Here is a 16,006-nt window from a genome sequence, read left to right as displayed (position 1 = left end):
AACGTCCGGACTCAAGAGGGAAACAACCCAGACCGCCAGCTAAGGTCCCTAAAATTGGCTAAGTGGGAAACGAAGTGGGAAGGCTAAAACAGTCAGGATGTTGGCTTAGAAGCAGCCATCATTTAAAGAAAGCGTAATAGCTCACTGATCGAGTCGTCCTGCGCGGAAGATGTAACGGGGCTAAGCCAGTTACCGAAGCTGCGGATTTGCAATTTATTGCAAGTGGTAGGAGAGCGTTCTGTAAGCCTGTGAAGGTGTCTTGTAAAGGATGCTGGAGGTATCAGAAGTGCGAATGCTGACATGAGTAGCGTTAAAGGGGGTGAAAAGCCCCCTCGCCGTAAGCGCAAGGTTTCCTACGCAACGTTCATCGGCGTAGGGTGAGTCGGCCCCTAAGGCGAGGCAGAGATGCGTAGCTGATGGGAAACAGGTCAATATTCCTGTACCGATTACAAGTGCGATGTGGGGACGGATCTTAATAGGTTATCCGGCGGTTGGATGTGCCGGTTTAGACAGATGTAGGCGACACGTAGGCAAATCCGCGTGTCATATACCGAGGCTGTCGATCGAGCGAGCTTGCTCGCGAAGTAACTGAACGAGGTCCCAGGAAAAGCCACTAAGCTTCAGCTTGTAATTGACCGTACCGCAAACCGACACTGGTGCGCGAGATGAGTATTCTAAGGCGCTTGAGAGAACTCAGGAGAAGGAACTCGGCAAATTGACACCGTAACTTCGGAAGAAGGTGTGCCCTAGTAATGTGATGAGAACATCTGAGCATGAATGGGTTGCAAAAAATTGGTGGCTGCGACTGTTTATTAAAAACACAGCACTCTGCAAACACGAAAGTGGACGTATAGGGTGTGACGCCTGCCCGGTGCTGGAAGATTAATTGATGGGGTGCAAGCTCTTGATCGAAGTCCCAGTAAACGGCGGCCGTAACTATAACGGTCCTAAGGTAGCGAAATTCCTTGTCGGGTAAGTTCCGACCTGCACGAATGGCGTAACGATGGCCACACTGTCTCCTCCTGAGACTCAGCGAAGTTGAAATGTTTGTGATGATGCAATCTCCCCGCGGAAAGACGGAAAGACCCCATGAACCTTTACTGTAGCTTTGTATTGGACTTTGAACAGATCTGTGTAGGATAGGTGGGAGGCTTTGAAGCAGGGTCGCTAGATCTTGTGGAGCCAACGTTGAAATACCACCCTGGTGTGTTTGAGGTTCTAACCTAGGTCCATTATCTGGATCGGGGACAGTGCATGGTAGGCAGTTTGACTGGGGCGGTCTCCTCCCAAAGTGTAACGGAGGAGTTCGAAGGTACGCTAGGTACGGTCGGACATCGTGCTAATAGTGCAATGGCATAAGCGTGCTTAACTGCGAGACTGACAAGTCGAGCAGATGCGAAAGCAGGACATAGTGATCCGGTGGTTCTGTATGGAAGGGCCATCGCTCAACGGATAAAAGGTACTCTGGGGATAACAGGCTGATACCGCCCAAGAGTTCATATCGACGGCGGTGTTTGGCACCTCGATGTCGGCTCATCTCATCCTGGGGCTGTAGCCGGTCCCAAGGGTATGGCTGTTCGCCATTTAAAGAGGTACGTGAGCTGGGTTTAAAACGTCGTGAGACAGTTTGGTCCCTATCTTCCGTGGGCGCTGCAGATTTGAGGAAGCCTGCTCCTAGTACGAGAGGACCGGAGTGGACGCACCTCTGGTGTACCGGTTGTCACGCCAGTGGCATTGCCGGGTAGCTAAGTGCGGAAGAGATAACCGCTGAAAGCATCTAAGCGGGAAACTCGTTCCAAGATGAGATCTGCCGGGGCCTTGAGCCCCCTAAAGAGTCGTTCAAGACCAGGACGTTGATAGGTCAGGTGTGGAAGCGCAGTAATGCGTTAAGCTAACTGATACTAATTGCTCGTGCGGCTTGACCCTATAACTTTGATGAAAATCATCAGAGTCAAATGTCATCCGACTGAAAAGTCATGTTATGCCCGAAGGCTCAGCAATGAGTCCATCGTTGGCTGCAATCAAAATAGCTGATTCGAAGCTCTATGAATTCGTTCAGGTTGTGCGTGTGCGCAGCCCGAACAACAAGTTATGCCTGACGACCATAGCGAGGTGGTCCCACTCCTTCCCATCCCGAACAGGACAGTGAAACGCCTTTGCGCCGATGATAGTGCGGGTTCCCGTGTGAAAGTAGGTCATCGTCAGGCTCTTACCCAGCCCCCAAACCCCCTCGTGTCTTCGACACCTGGGGGTTTGGGCATTTATAAGTGTAAGGGTATGGTTTTCGGTTGAAGAGATTTTCAAGTCTCTTGCAAAACGACCAAAAACTGTGTCATAATACGAGGCTCAGCTGATCGCAGCTAAGCAAGCAGACGAAGGTGGTGAGAGCCGCTGGGTTTGCGAGGATCATTAAAAACATACAGCCGATAAGCGTGGGCGTTTGAAGGCGATTGCGAAAACGGGCTCGAAAGAGTCCAAGTCGCAAGACTTTAAACGCTCATGAGAATAGAAGTGAAGTTCACTTCAATTCCGTTTTTATGAGTAATTTCAAGATCGAACTAAAGAGTTTGATCCTGGCTCAGATTGAACGCTGGCGGCATGCTTTACACATGCAAGTCGAACGGTAACAGGCCGCAAGGTGCTGACGAGTGGCGAACGGGTGAGTAATGCATCGGAACGTGCCCAGTCGTGGGGGATAACGCAGCGAAAGCTGCGCTAATACCGCATACGATCTATGGATGAAAGCGGGGGACCGTAAGGCCTCGCGCGATTGGAGCGGCCGATGTCAGATTAGGTAGTTGGTGGGGTAAAGGCTCACCAAGCCGACGATCTGTAGCTGGTCTGAGAGGACGACCAGCCACACTGGGACTGAGACACGGCCCAGACTCCTACGGGAGGCAGCAGTGGGGAATTTTGGACAATGGGCGCAAGCCTGATCCAGCAATGCCGCGTGCAGGAAGAAGGCCTTCGGGTTGTAAACTGCTTTTGTACGGAACGAAAAGGCTCTGGTTAATACCTGGGGCACATGACGGTACCGTAAGAATAAGCACCGGCTAACTACGTGCCAGCAGCCGCGGTAATACGTAGGGTGCAAGCGTTAATCGGAATTACTGGGCGTAAAGCGTGCGCAGGCGGTTTTGTAAGACAGGCGTGAAATCCCCGGGCTCAACCTGGGAATTGCGCTTGTGACTGCAAGGCTGGAGTGCGGCAGAGGGGGATGGAATTCCGCGTGTAGCAGTGAAATGCGTAGATATGCGGAGGAACACCGATGGCGAAGGCAATCCCCTGGGCCTGCACTGACGCTCATGCACGAAAGCGTGGGGAGCAAACAGGATTAGATACCCTGGTAGTCCACGCCCTAAACGATGTCAACTGGTTGTTGGGTCTCTTCTGACTCAGTAACGAAGCTAACGCGTGAAGTTGACCGCCTGGGGAGTACGGCCGCAAGGTTGAAACTCAAAGGAATTGACGGGGACCCGCACAAGCGGTGGATGATGTGGTTTAATTCGATGCAACGCGAAAAACCTTACCCACCTTTGACATGTACGGAATTTGCCAGAGATGGCTTAGTGCTCGAAAGAGAGCCGTAACACAGGTGCTGCATGGCTGTCGTCAGCTCGTGTCGTGAGATGTTGGGTTAAGTCCCGCAACGAGCGCAACCCTTGTCATTAGTTGCTACGAAAGGGCACTCTAATGAGACTGCCGGTGACAAACCGGAGGAAGGTGGGGATGACGTCAAGTCCTCATGGCCCTTATAGGTGGGGCTACACACGTCATACAATGGCTGGTACAAAGGGTTGCCAACCCGCGAGGGGGAGCTAATCCCATAAAGCCAGTCGTAGTCCGGATCGCAGTCTGCAACTCGACTGCGTGAAGTCGGAATCGCTAGTAATCGTGGATCAGCATGTCACGGTGAATACGTTCCCGGGTCTTGTACACACCGCCCGTCACACCATGGGAGCGGGTCTCGCCAGAAGTAGTTAGCCTAACCGCAAGGAGGGCGATTACCACGGCGGGGTTCGTGACTGGGGTGAAGTCGTAACAAGGTAGCCGTATCGGAAGGTGCGGCTGGATCACCTCCTTTCTGGAAAAAGAGCAATCAAGCTCAAACGCTCACACTTATCGGTTGTTGGAAGGACGTCGCCAGCGATTCGGGCTTAGGCCTGGAGAGATCAAGCGACCGGCTTGGGTCTGTAGCTCAGTTGGTTAGAGCACCGTCTTGATAAGGCGGGGGTCGTTGGTTCGAGACCAACCAGACCCACCATCCCCTCCAATGAGCGCAAGTTATCCTGGGGGATTAGCTCAGCTGGGAGAGCACCTGCTTTGCAAGCAGGGGGTCGTCGGTTCGATCCCGTCATCCTCCACCAAAACAACGTTGCTCCGGTGACGTTCTTGTCTGATAAATCTACATCAAAGCATCTTGGCCAGTCTGGTTGAGGATGTTTTAATGTTGATTGATATCCATCGATTGACAGGCGATCGCAAGATCGCCACGGCTGTTCTTTAAAAATTCATAGAGTCGAATCAGCGTTGCTGATGGAAAGCACATATTCGTAAAGGTTTCATGTGCACCGTGCCATCAGCAACATTTTTTGATTGCGTCAACGAATATTCAATTTGATCGAAAGATGCGAATTGAAACGGCATAACGCGTCAGGTGAAAGACCTGACAGACATTTGCTTGATGTGATTTTGTATCTTGTTGGGTTGCGAGACCTGGTGAGATGTCAAAGTTATAGGGTCAAGTGAATAAGAGCACGTGGTGGATGCCTTGGCGATGATAGGCGACGAAGGACGTGATAGCCTGCGATAAGCTTCGGGGAGCTGGCAAATTAGCTTTGATCCGGAGATTTCCGAATGGGGAAACCCACCTAGCAGTAGGTATCGCATGATGAATACATAGTCATGCGAGGCGAACCGGGTGAACTGAAACATCTCAGTAGCTCGAGGAAAAGACATCAACCGAGATTCCGAAAGTAGTGGCGAGCGAAATCGGAAGAGCCTGTTAGTGATAGCACAAGACTTAACGGAACGCTTTGGAAAGGGCGGCCATAGCGGGTGATAGCCCCGTACGTGAAAAGACCTGTGTGGTACTGAGCTAACGACAAGTAGGGCGGGACACGAGAAATCCTGTCTGAATATGGGGGGACCATCCTCCAAGGCTAAATACTCATCATCGACCGATAGTGAACAAGTACCGTGAGGGAAAGGCGAAAAGAACCCCGGGAGGGGAGTGAAATAGATCCTGAAACCGCGTGCTTACAAAAAGTAGGAGCCTCGAAAGGGGTGACTGCGTACCTTTTGTATAATGGGTCAGCGACTTACATTCAGTGGCAAGGTTAACCGAATAGGGAAGCCGTAGAGAAATCGAGTCCGAATAGGGCGATTCAGTCGCTGGGTGTAGACCCGAAACCAAGTGATCTATCCATGGCCAGGATGAAGGTGCCGTAACAGGTACTGGAGGTCCGAACCGACTAGTGTTGCAAAACTAGCGGATGAGCTGTGGATAGGGGTGAAAGGCTAAACAAACTTGGAAATAGCTGGTTCTCTCCGAAAACTATTTAGGTAGTGCCTCAAGTATTACCGTCGGGGGTAGAGCACTGTTTTGGCTAGGGGGTCATGGCGACTTACCAAACCAAGGCAAACTCCGAATACCGATGAGTACAGCTTGGGAGACAGAGCACCGGGTGCTAACGTCCGGACTCAAGAGGGAAACAACCCAGACCGCCAGCTAAGGTCCCTAAAATTGGCTAAGTGGGAAACGAAGTGGGAAGGCTAAAACAGTCAGGATGTTGGCTTAGAAGCAGCCATCATTTAAAGAAAGCGTAATAGCTCACTGATCGAGTCGTCCTGCGCGGAAGATGTAACGGGGCTAAGCCAGTTACCGAAGCTGCGGATTTGCAATTTATTGCAAGTGGTAGGAGAGCGTTCTGTAAGCCTGTGAAGGTGTCTTGTAAAGGATGCTGGAGGTATCAGAAGTGCGAATGCTGACATGAGTAGCGTTAAAGGGGGTGAAAAGCCCCCTCGCCGTAAGCGCAAGGTTTCCTACGCAACGTTCATCGGCGTAGGGTGAGTCGGCCCCTAAGGCGAGGCAGAGATGCGTAGCTGATGGGAAACAGGTCAATATTCCTGTACCGATTACAAGTGCGATGTGGGGACGGATCTTAATAGGTTATCCGGCGGTTGGATGTGCCGGTTTAGACAGATGTAGGCGACACGTAGGCAAATCCGCGTGTCATATACCGAGGCTGTCGATCGAGCGAGCTTGCTCGCGAAGTAACTGAACGAGGTCCCAGGAAAAGCCACTAAGCTTCAGCTTGTAATTGACCGTACCGCAAACCGACACTGGTGCGCGAGATGAGTATTCTAAGGCGCTTGAGAGAACTCAGGAGAAGGAACTCGGCAAATTGACACCGTAACTTCGGAAGAAGGTGTGCCCTAGTAATGTGATGAGAACATCTGAGCATGAATGGGTTGCAAAAAATTGGTGGCTGCGACTGTTTATTAAAAACACAGCACTCTGCAAACACGAAAGTGGACGTATAGGGTGTGACGCCTGCCCGGTGCTGGAAGATTAATTGATGGGGTGCAAGCTCTTGATCGAAGTCCCAGTAAACGGCGGCCGTAACTATAACGGTCCTAAGGTAGCGAAATTCCTTGTCGGGTAAGTTCCGACCTGCACGAATGGCGTAACGATGGCCAGCACTGTCTCCTCCTGAGACTCAGCGAAGTTGAAATGTTTGTGATGATGCAATCTCCCCGCGGAAAGACGGAAAGACCCCATGAACCTTTACTGTAGCTTTGTATTGGACTTTGAACAGATCTGTGTAGGATAGGTGGGAGGCTTTGAAGCAGGGTCGCTAGATCTTGTGGAGCCAACGTTGAAATACCACCCTGGTGTGTTTGAGGTTCTAACCTAGGTCCATTATCTGGATCGGGGACAGTGCATGGTAGGCAGTTTGACTGGGGCGGTCTCCTCCCAAAGTGTAACGGAGGAGTTCGAAGGTACGCTAGGTACGGTCGGACATCGTGCTAATAGTGCAATGGCATAAGCGTGCTTAACTGCGAGACTGACAAGTCGAGCAGATGCGAAAGCAGGACATAGTGATCCGGTGGTTCTGTATGGAAGGGCCATCGCTCAACGGATAAAAGGTACTCTGGGGATAACAGGCTGATACCGCCCAAGAGTTCATATCGACGGCGGTGTTTGGCACCTCGATGTCGGCTCATCTCATCCTGGGGCTGTAGCCGGTCCCAAGGGTATGGCTGTTCGCCATTTAAAGAGGTACGTGAGCTGGGTTTAAAACGTCGTGAGACAGTTTGGTCCCTATCTTCCGTGGGCGCTGCAGATTTGAGGAAGCCTGCTCCTAGTACGAGAGGACCGGAGTGGACGCACCTCTGGTGTACCGGTTGTCACGCCAGTGGCATTGCCGGGTAGCTAAGTGCGGAAGAGATAACCGCTGAAAGCATCTAAGCGGGAAACTCGTTCCAAGATGAGATCTGCCGGGGCCTTGAGCCCCCTAAAGAGTCGTTCAAGACCAGGACGTTGATAGGTCAGGTGTGGAAGCGCAGTAATGCGTTAAGCTAACTGATACTAATTGCTCGTGCGGCTTGACCCTATAACTTTGATGAAAATCATCAGAGTCAAATGTCATCCGACTGAAAAGTCATGTTATGCCCGAAGGCTCAGCAATGAGTCCATCGTTGGCTGCAATCAAAATAGCTGATTCGAAGCTCTATGAATTCGTTCAGGTTGTGCGTGTGCGCAGCCCGAACAACAAGTTATGCCTGACGACCATAGCGAGGTGGTCCCACTCCTTCCCATCCCGAACAGGACAGTGAAACGCCTTTGCGCCGATGATAGTGCGGGTTCCCGTGTGAAAGTAGGTCATCGTCAGGCTCTTACCCAGCCCCCAAACCCCCTCGTGTCTTCGACACCTGGGGGGTTTGGGCATTTATGGGCTGAAGTTTCTCAAAGGGTCGCGTCGCAGCAGACCTATTGACCTGCCCATCTATCGATTGATGACCATGTCCCCGTTTCTGAACAGGGATTGGCTTCGTTCAAGCTCGATCAGCAACTGATCCAGCCATTCGCGGGTCTGTATTCTGTCGTGACGCACTGCCTGCGGCATGGTGTTGAAAAAGTAGCTGGTGGCAAGCACCCAATCCAGCAAGGCGTCCATCGACACGGATTGCCACTCCAGCAGCTTGAACTTGATCAGCACCTTCAAGGCATGTCGCCGGTGCTTGTCGGGTTGGGTCACGAACTGTTCCAAGCGGCTGCGCGCACGGGCGAGTGCTCCAGAAAAATCATTGAAGACCCGGCCATGTCCGGGGATAACGGTCGTGGGGGTGAGTGCTTCCATGAGATCCAAGGTGGCCGCCACCTCATCAAACGCTGAAACGCCTTCGAGCTCGGGAAAGACAATGCCGAAGCCGTTTTCCCACAGTGCATCCGCCGAAATCAGCAGCCGATGCTCGGCCTGGAAGAGGACGATGGAATGAGGATCGTGCCCCTTGGCCGCGTGGATATGCCAATTCAGTGAACCCAGGCGAATGGAGGTGCCTGGCGTCAGCAAACCTTGGTGCGTGAACCGAGGGCAAGACTGGCCCGTAGGCTCAAAGGTCAGGGCCACTGGATCCCAATTCGCGACCGAAGCGGCCTGACCAGGCGGTATCAGGGTGCGCAATGCAGGATAGGCTTGCTGCAGTTCGGCATTGCCGCCGCAATGGTCGCTGTGAAGGTGCGTGTTCAGGAGCAGATCCAGCGGCGCCCCCTCCAGGTTGGCCGCCACGAGCGCCAGCGTCTGAGGCGCATGCGCCGAATAACCCGAGTCCACCAACGCGGTAGGGCCCTCGCCTCGAATCAGGATGTTGTTGGCCGACAGCCAGCCCCGTTCCAGGCAGGTGACACCGGCGTTGGCAAGGGTTGAATGGGGGTCGTCGATCGGTGCCGGTGAAGAATGGGATGGCATGCAGTGAGAGTGCCTCAGTGGGCAACTGGCGTGCGCAAGGCGCGCCGAAGTATTTTGCCCACGTTGCTCTTCGGCAGCTCGTCCCGGAATTCAATGAGCTTGGGCCGCTTGTAGCCGGTCAGGTTGTCCTGGCAGTAACGTGCCACGTCTTCCTCGCGCAGGGTGGGGTCCGAACGCACCACAAACACCTTGACCGCCTCGCCTTGCTTGTCGTCCTCGATGCCGATGGCCGCGCACTCGAGCACCCCCGGGCACAGCGAGATGACGTTCTCCAGCTCACTGGGGAACACGTTGAAGCCGGAAACGAGGATCATGTCCTTCTTGCGGTCGACGATGCGCGTGAAGCCCTGCGGGTCCATGACCCCCACATCGCCCGTTCGCATGAAACCATCGGGTGTGAACGCGCGTGCGGTCTCATCGGGTTGCTGGTAGTAGCCCACCATCACATTCGGCCCCTTGATGCAGATCTCGCCGGTTTCACCCAGCGCCACGCTGCGGCCTTCGTCGTCCTTGATCGCGATGTCAATGCCAGGCAGAGGCAGGCCGATGGTGCCGCTGAACTGCTGGCTGGTGACCGGGTTGTTGGTCCCGATGGCGCAGGTCTCGCTCATGCCCCAGCCTTCGATCATGGTGCAGCCGGTGACGGCCTTCCATTGCCGTGCCGTGCCTTCCGACGCGGCCATGCCCCCGGCCTGCGACAGCGCGAGATTCGAAAAATCCAATTGACGGAACTGGGGGTTCTGCAGCAGGGCATTGAACAAGGTGTTCACCGCGGGCAGCACGTGGAATGCGCGCCGCTTGAGGGTGCGCACCAGTTGCGGGATGTCGCGCGGATTGGGCACCAGGGTCATGTGCGCCCCCCAGCGGATGGTGAGCAGGCTCAGGGTCAGCGCAAAGATGTGGTACAGCGGCAGCGCCGCGATGCCGTTGACCTGCCGCAGGTCGCCGACCTTTTGCAGCGCGGGCTTGAACCAGGCTTCGGCCTGCAGGATGGCGGCGATGATGTTGCGGTGGGTGAGCACCGCGCCTTTGGACAAACCGGTGGTGCCTCCCGTGTACTGCAGGAAGGCCACAGAGTCCAAGGTGTCGCTGGTGGGCTGGAGGCGCATGCCACTGCCTTCGGCGATGACGTGGCGGAAGTTCACGATGGTGCGCTCGCCCAGGGGGCCTGTTCGGGCCAGCTTGTAGGCCGGGACCATCTTGGCGAGATGCCGCACGGCGAACGTGATCCAGCGCCCGTACCAGAACCCCAGCTGGTCGCCCAGGCTGGCGATGACCACGTGCTCCACCGAGGTCTGGTCGATCACCTGTTCGAGCGTGTGGGCGAAGTTCTCCAGGATGACGATGGCCTGAGCCCCGGAATCCTTGAGCTGGTGCTCCAGTTCTCGCGCGGTGTAGAGCGGATTGACGTTCACCACGGTGTAGCCAGCGCGCACGATCGCGGCCATGGTGATCAGGAACTGCGGCACATTCGGCAGCATGATGGCCACGCGCGCACCTGGCACCAAGCCTCGGCCCTGAAGCCAGGCCCCCATGGCGGCACTCAGGCCGTCCAGTTCGCCATAGCTCATCCACTGTTCCATGCACACGCTCACAGGCTGGCGGGCATGTTGCTTGAACGACTCTTCGAGCAGGTCGGCCAATGAGCGGTAACGTTCGGGCGTCACCTCGGGTGCAACGCCTTCGGGGTATTGGGTGAGCCAGGGTCGGGTCATGGGTTTCGCTGTGACAGAGAGGGATGGACCATTCTGGCAAGCCGGCGCCCGGGTGCATACCGGGCCAGCCCTAAGGCGCTGTCACCCAAAGCACACGGGATCCCGGAGACCTCAACGGGTCTCAGGCGCTCTGGCCAGCTCGGCGGACAGTGCCGCGCTGCAGGCGCCCTCGCCCTCGTCGAACAGGGTGCTGATCCAACGCGATTCCCGTGCGCTGATGGTGTCGATGAAGTTCCGTGCATCCCCCAGGGACGCGAAGGCATCGAAGCCGCCTTCCAGGAAATGTTGCAAGGCATCGAGGCCCGCCGCGCGGGCCGGGTTGCGCATCATGCGCAAGGCCAGCCGCAAGGGCTTCATGCGGGTGAGGCGCTGCAACTCGCGCCCCATGTGCTGCACGACCGCCAGTTGGCGCGCGCGCGCATCGCGGTCGCCGGTCAGCCGCCAGGCGCGCGTGTAGCGCAGGGCAGGGGACAGCGTGGCGTCCTGCGGCAACCAGTGCGTTGGCGATGTGGTGGTCGAGCACCTCGGTCAAGGCATGGGTCTCGGCCAGATCCACCGCGAGCTGGGCCACGGCTTCCGGGAACAGGCGTTCCAACGCGCCGGCGATGCGGGCGAATTGCGCGTCGCGCCGGGCGAAGTCGTGCACGCCGTAGAGCTCATCCAGAAAGAAGCGGGTCGCGGGGGCATACACCGGGTGCTCAAGGAAGTCGGCGTACGTGGCGCGGAAGCGCCGGGCCTGCAGCCGTTTCACCTCGTTCACCGCCCGGTCGAGGCCTGCCGTGCGGGCTTGCTGGCGCAGATCACTGACACGCGCCAGGTGCGTGCGGATGCGGTCGGCGGCGCTGGGGTTCTGGGTCATCGCGGGCTCAGGCAGAAGCGGTGTGCCAGTCTAATTCGGACCGCCCACTCCGTGAGATAGTTCGGCCATGTCCCCTCCGACGCAGCCCCCCCCAAGACACGTTCCCCGCTCCAGCCTGGCCCGCTTGCAGCAGGCGCTGGTGCTTGGTACGTTGGTGTTCGTGGTGGCGTGGGTGTTCTTCTGGTGGCCGCGATCCCCCACGGTGGCTGTGGTGGGCGCCTTGTTGTCGCTGGGCGGCTATGCGCTGGTGCTCGCCCTGGAGGGGCTGGCCGCGGCCCGGCTGAACCGGGGCGATGCCGCACCCCCGGCGGGATGGCAGGGTTTGGCGGGCGCCTGGTGGCAGGAGATTCGCGTGGCGCCGCAGGTGTTTGCCTGGCGCCAACCCTTCTTCTGGGCGAGCCTGCCGGACGACGTCGACCCGCGCGAAGGCCCGGTGCCCGCTGTGGTCTTCGTGCACGGCTTCGTGTGCAATCGAGGCCTGTGGTTGCCCTGGATGCGCCGCTTGCGCAGCCAGGGCGTGCCCTATGTGTCGGTCAACCTCGAGCCGGTGTTCGGCGACATCGACGACTACGGGCCCCTCATGAGCGACGCCGTGCGGCGCGCCCAGGCCCTCACGGGCCGTCCCCCCGTGCTGGTGTGCCACAGCATGGGTGGCCTTGTTGCCCGGGCGTGGCGGGCGGCCGAGCCGGACACGCCGGTGCACCAGGTCATCACCATCGGCAGTCCGCACCGAGGCACCTGGCTGGGGCGCTTCAGCCGGTGTGCGCAACGGCCGGCAGATGCGGCAGGACGGGCACTGGCTGGCGGCCTTGGCCCGGCGCGAAGCGCAGATCCAGCCGCAGGACACCTATGCTGACTTCGTGTGCTGGTATTCCAATGCCGACAACATCGTGTTCCCGGCTTCCACCGCCACCTTGCCCGGGGCCGACAACCGGTTGGTGCCCGGTGCGGCCCACGTGGCGCTGGCCTTTCACCCCAGGGTGATGGACGAGTCGCTGGCGATCGTGGCGTCGGCTGGCAGGTCGCCGAGCGAACGCACCGCCTTGTAGAGCGGCGCGAAGTCGGGCGCCGTCATTTCGAACAGCTGGTCGAAGCTGTCGATGACGAAGTAGGTGGCCTGGTAGTCGTCGATCTTGTAGCGCGTGCGCATGCAGCGCAGCAGATCAAGCGCGATGCGCTGGGGTTGCGGGCTGGTGACGCTGTGGCGCAGTTCGCCCGACGAACTCAGGATGCCGGCGCCGTACGCGCGCAACCCGTCGTCCTGGCGGATCAGGCCGAACTCGATCGTGTACCAGTACAGCCGCGAGAGCAGCTCGCCGGCGCCCAGATCGTGGGCCTTCAGGCCACCCGCCCCGTAGCGCTGCACGTAGTCGGCAAACACCGGGTTGAACAGCAGCGGCACGTGGCCGAAGAGGTCGTGGAACACATCGGGCTCGACGATGTAGTCGAACTCGGCCGGCGTGCGGATCCAGTCGGTCACCGGGAAACGGCGGTTCGCCAGCAGGTCGAAGAAGGGCCGCTCGGGAATCAGGCCGGGCACGGCCACGATTTCCCAGCCGGTCGCGGGCTTGAGGCGTTCGTTGATCTCTTCGAAGCGGGGAATGCGGTCCTTCACGCCCAGCGAAGGCAGGGCCTCGATGAAGGCGTCGCAGGCCAGGCCCGGCAGCAGCGCGGTCTGGCGCTCGTAGAGGCGGTGGTAAGTGTCGTGGTCGGCCTCGGTGTACGAGGCCCAGTTCTGTGGGCAGGTGTAGTCGCCCCGCGCACGCGAGTAGTCGCCGCGCGGCGGGCGGTCGCTGGCGCCATAGACGACGGGTTCAACGGCCATCGCGTCTGCCCTCAGGCCTTGAGCACGCCACGGCGCACCTGGTCGAGCTCCATGGTCTCGAACAGGGCCTTGAAGTTGCCTTCGCCGAAGCCCTGGTTGCCCTTGCGCTGGATGAACTCGAAGAAGATCGGGCCGAGCTGGTTCTCGCTGAAGATCTGCAGCAGCAGTTCACCGGGTGTGCCGTCCACCAGGATGTTGCGCTGCTTCAGGGCCTCGAGGTTTTCGCCGTGGTTCGGGATGCGCTTGGGCAGCAGCTCGTAGTAGGTCTCGCTGGTGTTGAGCAGCTTCACGCCGCTGAGTTCGAGCGCGTCCACCGTGTCGTACAGGTTGGTCGAGCCCATGGCGATGTGCTGGATGCCCTCGCCGTGGTACCGGTCTAGGTACTCCTGGATCTGCCCCGATTTCTCGTTGCCCTCTTCGTTGATCGGGATGCGGATCTTGCCGCAAGGGCTGGTCATGGCCTTGCTCTTCACGCCGGTGGCCTGGCCCTCGATGTCGAAGTAGCGCACCTCTCGGAAGTTGAACAGGCGTTCGTAGAAGCCCGCCCACTCCTCCATGCGGCCGCGGTGCACGTTGTGCGTCAGGTGGTCGATGTAGGTCAGGCCGTGGCCGACGGGGTTGAGTTCGGCACCGGGCAGGGGCTCGAAGTCCACATCGAAGAAACCGATGTTGCCGATGTCGCCCGTCTTGGCGCCGTTCTTGCCGCGCCACTTGTCGATGAAGTAGATGATCGAATCGCCGATGCCCTTGATGGCCGGGATGTTCAGTTCGCCCGGCCCGGCCGATTGCGCATAGCCCCAGGCGCCGAGCGAGATGGCGCGTTCGTAGGCCGCCTTGGCATCGGCCACGCGGAAGGCGATCGCGCACACGCTGGGACCGTGCAGGCGCGCGAAGCGCTGCGCGAAGCTGTCGGGTTCGGCGTTGATGATGAAGTTGATCTCGCCCTGGCGGTACAGGGTGACGGCCTTGTGGCGGTGCTTTGCGATCGCTTTGAAACCCATGCGCTCGAACAGCGCGCCCATCGCCACGGGATCGGGCGCCGCGTATTCGATGAATTCGAAGCCGTCCGTGCCCATGGGGTTGTCCCATGGGGGGGCGGCGGTCTGGGCGGCGGCGGGCAAAGGCGTGTTCATGGCGGTCTCCATTGTGTGTGGGCAGTGGGCCACTGTATCGGCGCAGGGTGTCACGATTCCGGCGTTTTGGGGCGCGCCACTCGTCTGAATTGCAGGAATCTTGCAAAATGACGCGCATGGAAGCACTCGATAAGCTTGATCGCCACATTCTGCGCAGCCTGCAGGCCGACGGCCGCGCCACCTACGACCAGATCGCGGAAGCGGTGGGCCTCTCGCCCAGCGCTGTGCTGCGCCGGGTGAAGCGGCTGGAGGAGGCGCACGTCATCGACCGCTATGTGGCCCTGGTGCGGCCCGAGGCAGTGGGGCTGGGGCTGACCGCCCATGTGAGCGTGCGGCTCGAGAAACATTCCGACAGCGCCAAGCGCAACCCCATGGACCTGTTCCGCGCCAGCGTGCTGTCGTGGCCCGAGGTGGTGGAATGCGCCGCGCTCACGGGCGACATGGACTTCCACCTGCGCCTGGTGGTGGCCGACATGGCCGCCTATTCGCGCTTCATCATGGACACCCTGCTCAAGCACCCCAGCGTGCAGGATTGCAAGACCAGTTTCGTGATGGACCGCGTGAAAAGCACCACGGCTTTGCCGTTGTGAGGGTGTTTTCGTCCCCGTCCGTCGGGTTCCCGCGGGTTTAGGGGTTTGCGTCCTTGTCGTTATAGGGATAACCCGTACATTCGTGCCCATGGTTGATCCCACTCGCTGGTTCAAGTCGACGCCGCTGCAGGCGCAGGCCGAGGTGCGCGCTTCGTCGTCCACCGGCGGCACGCCCGAGCGCGGGGACAAATCGAACCCGGTGATGGTGCCGATCCGGTCGATCGGTCCCGGGCAGATCGACCGCATCGAGGCGCACCTCCTGGAACTGGATACGAACGACCGCTACCTGCGCTTCGGGTATGCCGCCAACGACGAGCAGATCCGCCGCTACGTGGCGCAGCTCAATTTCGACCGCGACGAGCTCTTCGGCATCTTCAACCGCCGGCTCGAGCTCATCGCCATGGCCCACCTCGCGTTCTCGCTCGCCCCCCAGTACACCAGCTGCGCCGAGTTCGGCGTGTCGGTGGTCAAACATGCGCGTGGCCGGGGTTACGGCGGCCGCCTGTTCGAGCGCGCCGTCATGCACGCACGCAACGAGGGCGTGCAGATGCTGTTCATCCATGCGCTGTCGGAAAACACAGCGATGCTCAAGATCGCCCGCCGTGCTGGCGCGGTGATCGAGCGCGACGGCTCCGAGTCCGAGGCGCACCTGCGGTTGCCGCCGGCGGACTTCGACTCGCGCGTGACAGAAATGGTCAACGAGCAGGTGCGATCACCGACTACCACCTCAAGGCCCAGGCCAAGCAGTTCTGGGGCTTTCTGTCGGTGCTGCAGGACATCCGCCAGGGCGTGCGCGAAGCACGCGAGCGCGTCCGGGGCTGAGCCCGTCCGGGGCCGCGGGGCCCGCGCGGCTTTGCGCGCCGACACCCGCATGGGGTATCCTTCCGCCCTGTTACAACCTCCCCCCAT

Annotated in this window: 8 protein-coding genes, 2 tRNA genes, 5 rRNA genes and 1 pseudogene (1 of these 16 only partly in view); 11 read left to right on the top strand and 5 right to left on the bottom strand. The window is 58.6% G+C overall.

Features of this window, described 5'->3' with window-relative positions; all coding sequences use genetic code 11:
* The 7 genes from ACFJGX_RS01230 to rrf (ACFJGX_RS01200) all read left to right on the top strand — a co-directional run.
* Positions 1-1,926, top strand: a 23S ribosomal RNA gene (locus ACFJGX_RS01230); it begins 953 nt to the left of the window's first position.
* A gap of 168 nt (positions 1,927-2,094) precedes the next feature.
* Positions 2,095-2,207, top strand: a 5S ribosomal RNA gene (gene rrf / locus ACFJGX_RS01225).
* Between the two features lie 348 nt (positions 2,208-2,555).
* A 16S ribosomal RNA gene (locus ACFJGX_RS01220) occupies positions 2,556-4,084 on the top strand.
* A 103-nt stretch (positions 4,085-4,187) separates the two neighbouring features.
* Positions 4,188-4,264 (top strand) — tRNA-Ile (locus tag ACFJGX_RS01215).
* A 27-nt stretch (positions 4,265-4,291) separates the two neighbouring features.
* Positions 4,292-4,367 (top strand) — tRNA-Ala (locus ACFJGX_RS01210).
* 372 nt (positions 4,368-4,739) lie between these two features.
* Positions 4,740-7,619 (top strand): 23S ribosomal RNA (locus tag ACFJGX_RS01205).
* A gap of 168 nt (positions 7,620-7,787) precedes the next feature.
* Positions 7,788-7,900: ribosomal RNA gene (rrf, locus tag ACFJGX_RS01200) — 5S ribosomal RNA — on the top strand.
* The 16S, 23S and 5S rRNA genes sit together here with 2 tRNA genes alongside, the layout of an rRNA operon.
* A gap of 112 nt (positions 7,901-8,012) precedes the next feature.
* On the opposite strand, the gene ACFJGX_RS01195 is transcribed toward rrf (ACFJGX_RS01200), so the two are convergent.
* The 3 genes from ACFJGX_RS01195 to ACFJGX_RS01185 all read right to left on the bottom strand — a co-directional run bounded on the left by ACFJGX_RS01195 (position 8,013) and on the right by ACFJGX_RS01185 (position 11,182).
* A complete protein-coding gene (locus tag ACFJGX_RS01195) occupies positions 8,013-8,975 on the bottom strand; it encodes an MBL fold metallo-hydrolase (protein WP_382322988.1) in 963 nt (320 codons plus the stop codon).
* Between the two features lie 14 nt (positions 8,976-8,989).
* Positions 8,990-10,690 carry an AMP-binding protein gene (locus tag ACFJGX_RS01190; protein ID WP_382327580.1) on the bottom strand — a complete coding sequence of 567 codons (1,701 nt, stop codon included), beginning with the start codon at positions 10,688-10,690 and terminating at the stop codon, positions 8,990-8,992.
* Between the two features lie 111 nt (positions 10,691-10,801).
* The gene (locus ACFJGX_RS01185; RefSeq protein ID WP_382322989.1) at positions 10,802-11,182 is read right to left on the bottom strand and encodes a hypothetical protein; all 381 of its coding nucleotides are present in this window, start codon (positions 11,180-11,182) and stop codon (positions 10,802-10,804) included.
* A gap of 19 nt (positions 11,183-11,201) precedes the next feature.
* Here ACFJGX_RS01185 and ACFJGX_RS01180 point away from each other — a divergent pair, with 19 nt between their 5' ends.
* Together ACFJGX_RS01180 and ACFJGX_RS01175 are read left to right on the top strand one after the other, a co-directional pair.
* Entirely contained in the window at positions 11,202-11,609 is a 408-nt protein-coding gene (locus ACFJGX_RS01180; protein ID WP_382322990.1) for a hypothetical protein, read from the top strand.
* Positions 11,610-11,688: 79 nt separating this feature from the next.
* Positions 11,689-12,405, top strand: a complete 717-nt coding sequence (locus tag ACFJGX_RS01175; RefSeq protein ID WP_382327578.1) for an esterase/lipase family protein — start codon at positions 11,689-11,691, stop codon at positions 12,403-12,405.
* Positions 12,406-12,519: 114 nt separating this feature from the next.
* On the opposite strand, the gene phhA is transcribed toward ACFJGX_RS01175, so the two are convergent.
* Both phhA and hppD read right to left on the bottom strand, forming a co-directional pair.
* On the bottom strand, positions 12,520-13,374 hold the full coding sequence (gene phhA / locus ACFJGX_RS01170) for a phenylalanine 4-monooxygenase (protein WP_382162527.1): 855 nt from the start codon (positions 13,372-13,374) through the stop codon (positions 12,520-12,522).
* An 11-nt stretch (positions 13,375-13,385) separates the two neighbouring features.
* The gene (hppD, locus tag ACFJGX_RS01165; protein ID WP_382162524.1) at positions 13,386-14,507 is read right to left on the bottom strand and encodes a 4-hydroxyphenylpyruvate dioxygenase; all 1,122 of its coding nucleotides are present in this window, start codon (positions 14,505-14,507) and stop codon (positions 13,386-13,388) included.
* A 116-nt stretch (positions 14,508-14,623) separates the two neighbouring features.
* Between hppD and ACFJGX_RS01160 the strand changes: the two genes are divergently transcribed.
* The gene (locus tag ACFJGX_RS01160) at positions 14,624-15,097 is read left to right on the top strand and encodes an Lrp/AsnC family transcriptional regulator (protein WP_291113027.1); all 474 of its coding nucleotides are present in this window, start codon (positions 14,624-14,626) and stop codon (positions 15,095-15,097) included.
* 202 nt (positions 15,098-15,299) lie between these two features.
* Positions 15,300-15,919, top strand: a pseudogene (locus ACFJGX_RS01155) (GNAT family N-acetyltransferase).
* Positions 15,920-16,006: the final 87 nt, after the last annotated feature.

Source organism: Hydrogenophaga sp. UC242_50 (genome assembly GCF_042697355.1).
Classification (GTDB): Bacteria; Pseudomonadota; Gammaproteobacteria; order Burkholderiales; family Burkholderiaceae_C; genus Hydrogenophaga.
The sequence above is the reverse complement of the archived record's forward strand: the minus strand, read 5'-3'. Positions and strand labels throughout refer to the sequence as shown.